Annotated in this window: 11 protein-coding genes; 10 read left to right on the top strand and 1 reads right to left on the bottom strand. The window is 29.7% G+C overall.

All coding sequences use genetic code 11. The features are described 5' to 3' along the window. From Q5N74_RS18610 to Q5N74_RS18590, 5 genes are all read left to right on the top strand, one after another. Positions 1-322: hypothetical protein (locus tag Q5N74_RS18610; RefSeq protein WP_304390504.1), on the top strand; the 322-nt coding region annotated here is incomplete at its 5' end. A gap of 1,147 nt (positions 323-1,469) precedes the next feature. Continuing rightward, a complete protein-coding gene (locus tag Q5N74_RS18605) occupies positions 1,470-2,123 on the top strand; it encodes a hypothetical protein (protein WP_304390503.1) in 654 nt (217 codons plus the stop codon). Positions 2,124-2,347: 224 nt separating this feature from the next. Continuing rightward, positions 2,348-3,031: a hypothetical protein gene (locus Q5N74_RS18600; protein ID WP_304390502.1), complete on the top strand. Its 684-nt coding sequence runs from the start codon at positions 2,348-2,350 to the stop codon at positions 3,029-3,031. A gap of 232 nt (positions 3,032-3,263) precedes the next feature. Further along, on the top strand, positions 3,264-3,980 hold the full coding sequence (locus Q5N74_RS18595) for a restriction endonuclease (RefSeq protein WP_304390501.1): 717 nt from the start codon (positions 3,264-3,266) through the stop codon (positions 3,978-3,980). Between the two features lie 174 nt (positions 3,981-4,154). Next, positions 4,155-4,418, top strand: coding sequence for a hypothetical protein (locus Q5N74_RS18590; RefSeq protein ID WP_304390500.1), 264 nt, complete (start codon positions 4,155-4,157; stop codon positions 4,416-4,418). Here Q5N74_RS18590 and Q5N74_RS18585 read toward each other — a convergent pair. Next, positions 4,411-4,710 (bottom strand): hypothetical protein, encoded by a 300-nt coding sequence (locus Q5N74_RS18585; RefSeq protein WP_304390499.1) that lies wholly within the window; start codon positions 4,708-4,710, stop codon positions 4,411-4,413. The genes Q5N74_RS18590 and Q5N74_RS18585 overlap by 8 nt on opposite strands. Here Q5N74_RS18585 and Q5N74_RS18580 point away from each other — a divergent pair. The 5 genes from Q5N74_RS18580 (at position 4,704) to Q5N74_RS18560 (ending at position 8,447) form a co-directional block, all read left to right on the top strand. After that, positions 4,704-4,844, top strand: coding sequence for a hypothetical protein (locus Q5N74_RS18580; protein WP_304390498.1), 141 nt, complete (start codon positions 4,704-4,706; stop codon positions 4,842-4,844). The genes Q5N74_RS18585 and Q5N74_RS18580 overlap by 7 nt on opposite strands. 101 nt (positions 4,845-4,945) lie before the next feature. Further along, positions 4,946-5,113: a hypothetical protein gene (locus Q5N74_RS18575; protein WP_304390497.1), complete on the top strand. Its 168-nt coding sequence runs from the start codon at positions 4,946-4,948 to the stop codon at positions 5,111-5,113. 291 nt (positions 5,114-5,404) lie between these two features. Next, positions 5,405-6,127, top strand: a complete 723-nt coding sequence (locus Q5N74_RS18570) for a hypothetical protein (protein WP_304390496.1) — start codon at positions 5,405-5,407, stop codon at positions 6,125-6,127. A gap of 152 nt (positions 6,128-6,279) precedes the next feature. Continuing rightward, positions 6,280-6,834 (top strand): hypothetical protein, encoded by a 555-nt coding sequence (locus Q5N74_RS18565; RefSeq protein ID WP_304390495.1) that lies wholly within the window; start codon positions 6,280-6,282, stop codon positions 6,832-6,834. Positions 6,835-7,007: 173 nt separating this feature from the next. Continuing rightward, positions 7,008-8,447: a toll/interleukin-1 receptor domain-containing protein gene (locus tag Q5N74_RS18560; RefSeq protein WP_304390494.1), complete on the top strand. Its 1,440-nt coding sequence runs from the start codon at positions 7,008-7,010 to the stop codon at positions 8,445-8,447. The last annotated feature ends 209 nt before the right edge of the window (positions 8,448-8,656 follow it).

Below are 8,656 nucleotides of genomic sequence, written 5' to 3'. Positions count from 1 at the left end.
TATAGACAAAACAATGAACGACGTTGGTAAATATTGGAAAGTAAGAAATTCATCAAGTGAAATTTTAAAAACAAGAAAAATTCTTCAAAGAGATAATAAAAAAAGATATCCTGAAATAGAACAACACATCACTAATTACTTCAATATACTAGGAGAAAAAAAATACCCAAATAAAGATGAGATAATGAGAAATAAATCAATAGTATATGCTGACTTGATTAATCTATTAGAAAAAAATAATATTGAGCATTCTGTGATTGATTTAAATGACAATAAAAAGGAATCAACTTTATGGGCAAGGCTAAAACAAAAGTTGAAATAAAAAACGAAACCACAACAATGTATAAAAAACATAGGGCGGTTTAGGTTTGCCGAAAGGTCTGTGTTTATTTATAAAGTCGCCAAATATAAAATTTGGCATTTTCAACAAAAAAGATAAAAGCAAAATATTATATTTGGCTTAGTACCAAACCGAAACGTATTGCTTATCACCTGCCCTACGTTTCTTATACTGAACGTTGTAACACATTTCTCTGCCACGCTAAAAAAGGAAAAATCTGACAACTAAGCTAAACGGAGCAACTCTCAATCGGAATTACAAAAACTTCGGAGTGTTGCGCAACCCGAACTTACTCAGACGTGTAAAATCTGAATCATAAACTGTTCGGATAAATTCCTAATCTGATTTTAATCAGACGGTTAAAATTTTAAAAAGTAAGGTAAAAAAAACTTATTACAAGCGATCATAACTTATATTAGCTCAAATTATTTATTAACATGAATATTGATAAATTATTAAAAACTCGTCTATTTCTAGTCTTTTTAGTTAGTTTCTGGCTTTCTTTCATTCTAGGCGATATACTTTCCTCAATACTTAAACTAAATGAGACTATTGGGTGGAAACTTGAAATCATAAATACGCCTATTGAGTTTATTACTGGTTATTTACCAGTATTGTATTTTATCGTTTACCTTATTCTTAGCCTATTAAAAATAAAAACTGATTTGTTTTGGTCAAAAATTCATTTAATCTCATTCGTTATTTCCATTACAATATTTAGTTTTACTGATATTGATTTTAAAATAATTTACATAGCATCAGGAATTTCCTTTATAATGTTTATAACGAACGCTGTTGTTTCATTAAAAAACAAGAATTCAGATTTGAAATAAAAACGTGTTACAACACCGTGTATAATTAATTGCTTTGGTCGTTGCTTATTTGGAAAATTCCTTCGGAATTTTCTCGCGTTCGTTTTTGTTTACTAAATTAGTTGCTTAAACACGCAACTAACCATACACAAAACCGTTAGGCATAATTTAAAACTAACTACATAGAATTACTAACTGAACTCAAAAACCAAAGTCAATTGAAAAAAATATCATTACTTTTTACAATCCTATTAATATTAAGTTGTGCAAATGACAATAAAGAAAATGATTTAACCGAATTAAATCTCTACGGCAAAGTGAAGTCAGTTAGAACTACTACTTATTACGCAGTTGAGAAATTTAACGAAATAATAATTGGTGAAAAAACAGGTAAAAGCACTCATAATAAGTATGATAAAAATGGCAGTATCAATGAGAGAATTTCTTATCGATTAGATGGAAGTTTAGATTATAAATACACCTACAAGTATTACACAAAAGGTGATGTAGTTGATGTTATATCTTATAACGAAGGGAAAAGTTCTAAAGTAAGTTATAAATATGCCGAAAATGGTAAAAAGATTGAAGAAAATATATTTCATTCGGATGGAACTGATTTTATGAAAATCACTTACAAATATGATGATAAAGGAAATAGGATTGAGAAAAATAGTTTTATGGAAGGAAATTTAACTTCTAAGTACAAGTATAATTATGATACTAAAAATAACAGAATTGCGGAACTTTCCTTTTTAAAAAATGGAAAATTAGAGTCTAAAATAGCTTATAGATATGATAATAAGGGAAATAGGATTGAACGTAATAGTTATATGTTAAATGATAATATTCCCGACTATACACACTTATACGAATACAAACTTGATGACAAAGGTAATTGGACTAATCAAATTGATTTTTTTAAAGGAAAGCCGTATAAAATAAAAGAAAGAGTAATAGAATACTTCAATTGACCTATTATATAATGAAAGTGCTATTTTATACAAACTTTACTAATGATAAATTAATGTAAAAATTATAAAAAAAACTATGCCTAACACGGTGTATAATTAATGGCTAATTCGAGCCTACTTACGAAAATCCTCGTAGATTTTCTATTAGGTGTTTATTTGCTAAATTAGGTGCTTAAACACGCCACTAATCATACACAAAACCGTTAGCAAACATATAGCAACTAATGAAAATCTTTAAAATATTCATAATTCTTCTATTAATTACAAGCTGTTCGGACAAAATAAACGAGAATAAAATAACGGAGTTTGACAAAATTTTGGGGACTGAGAATAGTAAAACTTTGAATTCACTAGTTGTCGAATTTGAAAATGATTTTCTAAAAAGACAATACCCAAATTTGAACATCGAAAGAGCTTATTTGAAGTTTATAACGGAAATTAGTGAAGGCGAAATCGAGAAATTTGTTGGTTTTTCCCAAAAATCCAGAAGTTTATTTGATAAAAGTACATTACGGCCTGAAATCTATTGCGTTCCTGACTCGATTTGGGTCGATAAAAATCCTTGGAATGATTTGACTTTATTAGTTAAAATAAGAACAAAATGCATCAAACCTGACGGAACATTTGAAAGCGGAATATCGGAAATGCCATTTGATAAAAAAGAGATTTCAAGAGATTTTATTGAAGAAAAACGTAAGAATTTTGTGGTATCAAACTACAATGGAAAATATATTAAAGCACTTAACTCAATTTCTGATAATTCTGAATTTTTAAAATCCTTTGTTAAAGACAGAACTAATTTCGGCCTTATTCCGTCTGAACTTGTAGCGAAAAGAATATTAGCTTACAATGTCGATATAACCGATTATTATGTAAAAAGAATCATAGTAATGGAATTAGCATACTGAAAAATACGTTTGCTAACAAAGTATATAATCAATGCGGGAGTTGTCACTTAATTAAAAGTTAGGGTATATTTGGAAGTCGCCGAATTTTAACAAATTCGACTTATTGCCAAAAAAATTAATAATCGAAATTTGTAAAAATCAGCTCGTGCTTAACCGAATAGCCTTCGCTATTCTCGCCCGCACTGCTCATATACAATAACGTTGCCACACATTTGAAAAATATCGATAATTAATGAAAGATTGGGAAAAATACGAAGTCGAAATTTTCGATAAACTACGAATGGAATTTCCTGATGGCGAAATTTTAAAGAATCAGAAAATTCGAGGAACTTTTTCAAAAAGAAGTCGACAGATAGACATTTTAGTCAAAGGAAAACTAATTGGAAAAGAAATTTTCGGAGTAATTGATTGTAAAAAATTCAGTAAAAAAATTGATGTTAAAACTGTGGAAAGTTTTATCGGTTTTTTAGAAGATGTTGGCGCAAATTTGGGTGTAATAATTACAAATATCGGATACACTAAAAGCGCAAAAAACAGAATTACAAATTACACAATTCGTGATATTCGATTAGACATTGTAGAATTCGACAAATTTGAGGAATACGACTTTCATTGGGATGAGTGTTATTTATGCAAAAATGATGATGGAATGCCTCGTGGAGAAATTCTTTGGAATGACCCAGGAGGAATAGTAATTGACGACAAAATAACAATTGTCCAAAGCGGAGAATGCACATATTGCGGAGAAACATATGCTAAATGTCAAGGTTGTGGAGAAATAATGCACTTTGGACTTGCCGACGAAATGGAATGCCAATGTGGTAATGTTTTTGAATATAAATCGGAATATATTGGTTCTGGAATGACAGAGGACAGAATTGTAATAAAAGACAAAAAAACAGAAGAGGAAGAATTTAATGACCCAGACCAAACATCATTGTTTGAATAAAAAAACGTGTGGCAACAACGTGTATAATTAATGGCTAGTTTGAGCTTGCTTACGAAAATCCTCGCGGATTTTCTATTCGGTTTGTATTTGCTAAATTAGTTACTTAAATACGCCACTAATCATACACAAAACCGTTGCCAACCATTTAAAAAGCCGCACAAATAAAATTTGAGTATGAGTAAAGAAGAAAAGATAAAATATTTGGAAGGAGTTAAAAATAAACTTCGTTATTTAACGGATAAATCTAAATCTAACGAGTTATTGGAATTGATACACTCTGAACTTCGTAATGAGCATAGTTGCGGTATTTCAAGCGTACTTTATACTAGGAACTTAAACAATACAATAAGAGATTTTAAAACAGATAGTTTTAAAGAATCAAAGGTGAGTTTTGAGAAGGATTTAACAAATGAAATAAATAGGCTAAAGTTTACCTAAGTAATTTTTCATTACACAAAAAAGACCTAGTTGAGTGTGTTATTAAAAACACAAACTCTTTTAAAGAAGTAATAATAAAACGTTCAGCAAAACAATATTTTTTTTTGCCATAATTATTTTCTAAATCAACCATAGCGAAATTTTCATTAGGCTCTTTAAATAAATGAACATGATGTGTTTTTGTTTTGTTATGTGTATAAACAAACGTTGTGTCTGACGAAATAACATCATCGACCAAAGAAAAGTCATTTTCTAAAAGGTATTGTTCTATTTCTGATTTTAATTTTGACATACTTAGGAGCATTTGCGTTTCAAGATGATAATACCAATAACCAACATCCAAACAAATACCCTGAAACCGAAGCAAAAACATATAAAATAACAACAGCTACTATTGAATCAACAGATTCATTACGAGTAGAATGACATTTACAATCTGACATAATATTTTTTTTTACTGACCCAAGCAGTGCGCAACTGTTGCGTGCGACTGACTTTAAAAACGTTAATAATTAAAAACAAACTATATGAAACTAACCGATGAAACCGCAGAAAAATTAGCAGAAGCATTAAATAATTTATCTAATAGTATTGATGATTTTGTAAGTGCTTATCCAGAAGGGTTAAAATTATCTGACTTAACACAAAAAACATTAAACAAGATAAATGACAATATTAAGAACTTGAATCAGTAAAATGGGTAGTATATATGTTTTCTACCTCTTTCAAAACATCTTCAAGACTTGTTTCTTTGTCGATGTCGTAAAAATTAAAACTTAATAAACCTGAATGTTTTCGGAAAGTTTGCGATGATTTCATAAGACACAATAAAAACGGTTGGCAACACCATGTATAAAAAATAAGGGCTTGGCGTCTGGTTAAAATTAATTTTTGTTTGCTCGTTTTTTTTGTTAATCTGGATGGGAGTTTATACTTAGCCCTTACTTTCCATACATATTAACGTTGCCCACAATATGAACAAAATAATGAGAAAACAAATCTTGATAATATTTCTACTTGCCGTTTGCAGTTTGACTTATGCACAAAAAGGAAAAGCTATGCTTATTTTAAAAGACAGTACGAGAATTAACGGAACTGGAGAAATAAGTGGAATTTCATCTATTGTTGCTGTGAAATTCTATAATGATACATTAAAATTCAAAACATATAAATTCAAAGAAATCATCGGAATTGATATTTTAGAAAATAATTACTTCAGGAAATTTCGATATAAGTTGACTGATAAATACGGAAAGAAAAAACGCTATCCTGAACTTTTAGAAATTGTGTCATTAGATAGTTTAAGTCTTTACGTCCGGATATACGAAGGTAGTGCATTATCAAATTCATTTTCGAACGAACCTATTGGAATTGGAAATTCGTTTGACCCATTAAATGACAATTATATTAATGAAATCGAATTAGATAATGGTCAAAAAATAAAAATTGGTAGAAGTTCTAATAAATATTGGGAAATTAATTTTCCGAGATTCAGTTATTATGTTGGAAAAGGAAAAAGTGATGAAGTTGACCATCTTTACACAAAAGGCTTGCCTTTTGCAAAAAACTTCAAAAACTCAATGGAAGACTACTTTCAAGATTGTCCAGAATTAATTGAAAAAGTCGAAAACAAGGAATTCGGCAACGATGAACTTTGGAAAGTGTTGGAATTTTATAATGAAAAATGTTTAAAAGTAAATTCAAAATAAATACTGTGGGCAACACCGTGTAAAAATAATTGCTTGGTTCTCGCCTACTTGGAAAATCCTACGGATTTTCCTCTGGTTCGTTCCATTTTTACTAAATTAGGTGCTTAATCACGCAACTATTCTTACACATAAACGTTGGGGCACATTAAAAAATGACGACTAAAATCATAAGCATATTACTCGGACTGACCATTTTGATTTTTGGACTCACCTATGGTTCACCAATAGAAATCACTTTTCAACCAGGACATAGAATTGGGGTTTTGATTTTAGCGATATTTATCGGACTAAATTTCTATTTTCTAATTAGACAAAGTTTAAAATTCAAAAAACTTGGACTAAAAATCGCAGGACTTGGACTGATAAGCGTAATTCTTTTGCCATATTTATGGATTGGACTTTGGACTGTGCCTCAAGCGATATTTTCTAGTGAATACCCAATGTATAAAGACGTATCGACTTATAAAAATAAAAATGGAGAGTTGCTCGTTGGACAGTTCATTGAAATAAGCGGGTCTCTGCACCACTCTCAAAATAGAAAAGTGCTATACAACTTTGACAATGGAATCAGAATTTCTTATCTGTTTCCCGAAAAGAAAATTAACGGAACTTGGGAATACCACAGATTTGAATTTAACGATGGATTCGCTTCAAAAACTGATACGACTTTTATAGCCGAATTTCAAAATGGACGATTTAAAAAATAAATAAAACGTGCCCCAACACCGTGTAAAAAACATTGCTTATTTTAGTTCAACCGTTTGGTCGTTGCTTTGTTTGCTAGCATCTGATTTTCCTTCGGAAAATCCTCGCACACAAACACGCAACGTTCCTTACACATAAACGTTGGCATTAATGTAAAACCAACCTAAATCTTAGAATGAAAAAAATATTTATATCATATAGTTGGGGAAATAAAGAACATCAAGATTGGATAGTTAATCTTGGAAAAAGATTAATGACTGACACCGTTGATGTGATTTTAGATAGATGGAGCTTAAAAGATGGACACGACATCCATAGTTTTATGGAAGAAATGGTAAAATCAAAAGATATCTTCAGAGTATTAATAGTTTGTGATAAAAAGTACTCTGAAAAAGCTGATGACAGAAAAGGTGGAGTCGGAACTGAAACACAAATAATAAGTCCAAATTTATATTCTAACGAAAAGCAGGAGAAATTTATCCCAATTGTACTTGAAAGAGATGAAGATGGAAATGCCTATCTGCCTGTTTATTTATCAAGTAGAAAATATATTGATTTTTCACAAGAAGAAGATTATGAAGATAGTTATGAAGAATTATTGAGGAATATTTTAGAAGCACCTTCAATACCAAAACCTAAACTAGGAACAAAACCACCAACTTATATAACTGAAAACAAAGTTGATTTATCAGAAACTAACAGTAAAATTAGAACTATTGAGAATCAAATCAAGAAGAACCAAACTTTCAATCAAAAATATGGCTCAGATTTTCTAGATTCTTTTTTAGATAAATTATGGGAATTTAATCTAGCAAATTCACCTAATGATATTAAGGGGTTTGGTGAAATGTTAACTGAGACTTTGAAGAATTATAAACCTTTAAGAGAGGATTTTATAAAATTCATTGACTTATTAACGTCAAATAAAACAGATTTTTCAAGTGAAATTGTTATCGAATTCTTTGAAAACAAGCCAATGTATCTAAGACCAAGAGATGATAGAAGTAGCTGGTCAGGTACTGAATTCGATACTTTTAAAATAATCTTTCAAGAATTGTTTATATATACAATTGCAGTTGGTATAAAAAATAAAGATTATGATTTCATTTCAGAATTACTTCATTCTAAATATTTCATTAAAGACCCTTATAGTAGTAATCAAGAACCGAGTAGCTTTCCTTTTTTATACGAATACCATCAAAATTTAGAAAATTACATCAATCAGACATTTAATAAAGTCACAGGTTTTGGACATTATATAATCACAAATTTATCCGACCAAATAAATAAACAAGTATTAATATTTTCAGATACTTTATGTTATTGTGTAAGTTATTTAGAAACAACTAACCACTATGACCGTTGGTTCCCAAACACTTACTTATATGGCGAAAGAAATGGTGGATTTAATTTTTTTGACAAAATGTCTTCAAAAAAATACTTCGAAAAAGTAAAGATTATTTTTGATGTTAAAAATGAAAATGAATTAAAAGAAAAACTAATAAAAAACAAAGAAAATTCTGGCGATAGAATTAGATATGGAAATGGTGGATTTAACCGTGTTCCTTTTGTATATGAACTAATAGACCCTGAAAAAATATCCATTTACAGATAGAAACACTAATGCCAACACCGTGTATAATTCATTGCTAGTTATAGCCTACTTACGAAAGTCCTCGCGGACTTTCTATCTGTGATTTATTTGCTAACTTTAGTTCTTAAACACGCAACGAAATCATACACAAACACGTTGGCAAACATTTGATGAAAAACTTGAACTACATATTAATATTTCTTTTGATTTTAAGTTCCTGCTCAAATTTG

Origin of the sequence: Mariniflexile sp. AS56, from assembly GCF_030552475.1 — a bacterium.
Taxonomy (GTDB): Bacteria; Bacteroidota; Bacteroidia; order Flavobacteriales; family Flavobacteriaceae; genus Mariniflexile.
Note: the sequence above shows the minus strand (reverse complement) of the source record. Positions and strands in the feature narration are given on the sequence as shown.